The sequence below is a fragment of the Armatimonas sp. genome (genome assembly GCF_031410135.1).
Taxonomy (GTDB): Bacteria; Armatimonadota; Armatimonadia; order Armatimonadales; family Armatimonadaceae; genus Armatimonas.
This window is the reverse complement of sequence record NZ_JANNYP010000053.1, coordinates 1-1,057: the sequence shown is the minus strand read 5'-3', so window position 1 is coordinate 1,057 and position 1,057 is coordinate 1. Positions and strand designations below refer to the sequence as shown.

The window sequence follows — 1,057 nt, the reverse complement described above, 5'->3', positions numbered from 1 at the left end:
TGTAGAGCAGAACGCCCCGGCCTTCGTCGGCGATTTTCTGCAAGGCAAGCTGAAGCTGGTCGCCACAGTCGCAGCGCAGGGAGCCGAGCAAGTCTCCCGTGACACACGAGCTGTGGATGCGGCAGAGAATCGAGTCATCGGGAGTGATCTCGCCCATGACGAGCGCAAGGTACTCGTTGTTGTCCACCTCGCTCATGTAGGCATGGGCGACGAAGCTACCAAAGCGCGTGGGGAGCTGCACCACGGCGAGCTTCTTAACCAGTTTCTCGGTGCGGCGGCGGTAGCGAATGAGATCGGCGATGGTGCAGAGCTTGAGACCTAGCTCTTTGGCAAGCGCGGCGAGGCCCGGCAGGCGTAGCATCTCGCCATCGTCGCCCATGATCTCACAGATCACGCCCACGGGCTCGAGCCCCGCAAGGCGCATGAGGTCCACGGTCGCCTCGGTGTGCCCGGGGCGCTTTAACACGCCGCCGTTGCGCGCCATGAGCGGGCTGACGTGGCCGGGGCGGTTGAAGTCCGCAGGCACCGCACTCGGATCAGCGAGCTTGTGGATCGTCACGACGCGGTCTTGCGCACTGGAGCCACTGGTGGTTCCGGCGCGGGCGTCTACGGCAACATGAAACGCGGTGCGCATCGCCTCGGTGTTGTCTTGAACTTGCGCCGGGATGTTCAGCTCCTCTAGGCGCTCTGCCATCATCGGTACGGTGATAATGCCGCTGGCACGCCGGTTCATGAGGGTGTTGATCTCTGGGGTGACAAACTGAGCGGCCATCACAAAGTCACCCTCATTCTCCCGGTCTTCGTCGTCTACGAGAATAATGAGCTTGCCCGCCCGCAAGTCCTCAATGGCATCTTCGATTCGGTCAAAGTGAATCTCAGGCAGCATGGTGCGTACTCCAGAAATTTCCGATCTCTCGCATCGTCGGTAGGGTATCTTGCCAGAGCCAGGCGGGGCAGAGCGGTAGGCCCGGCACGGCCTCGCTCACAAAAACGCCTTCTTGCGGCAAGATCCGACGGTAGCGACCGTTGTCGGCGAGGCGGTAGAAAAGCGTGACGT

The 1,057-nt window shown here is 61.8% G+C and carries 1 protein-coding gene and 1 pseudogene; both read right to left on the bottom strand.

All coding sequences use genetic code 11. From position 1 onward, the window contains the following. A partial coding sequence (ribB, locus tag RMO15_RS01810) for a 3,4-dihydroxy-2-butanone-4-phosphate synthase (protein ID WP_309707267.1) occupies window positions 1-886 on the bottom strand: 886 nt, incomplete at its 3' end. Next, a pseudogene (locus RMO15_RS01805) lies at window positions 876-1,057 on the bottom strand (hypothetical protein); the annotation flags it as partial. The pseudogene RMO15_RS01805 and the gene ribB, both read right to left, overlap by 11 nt.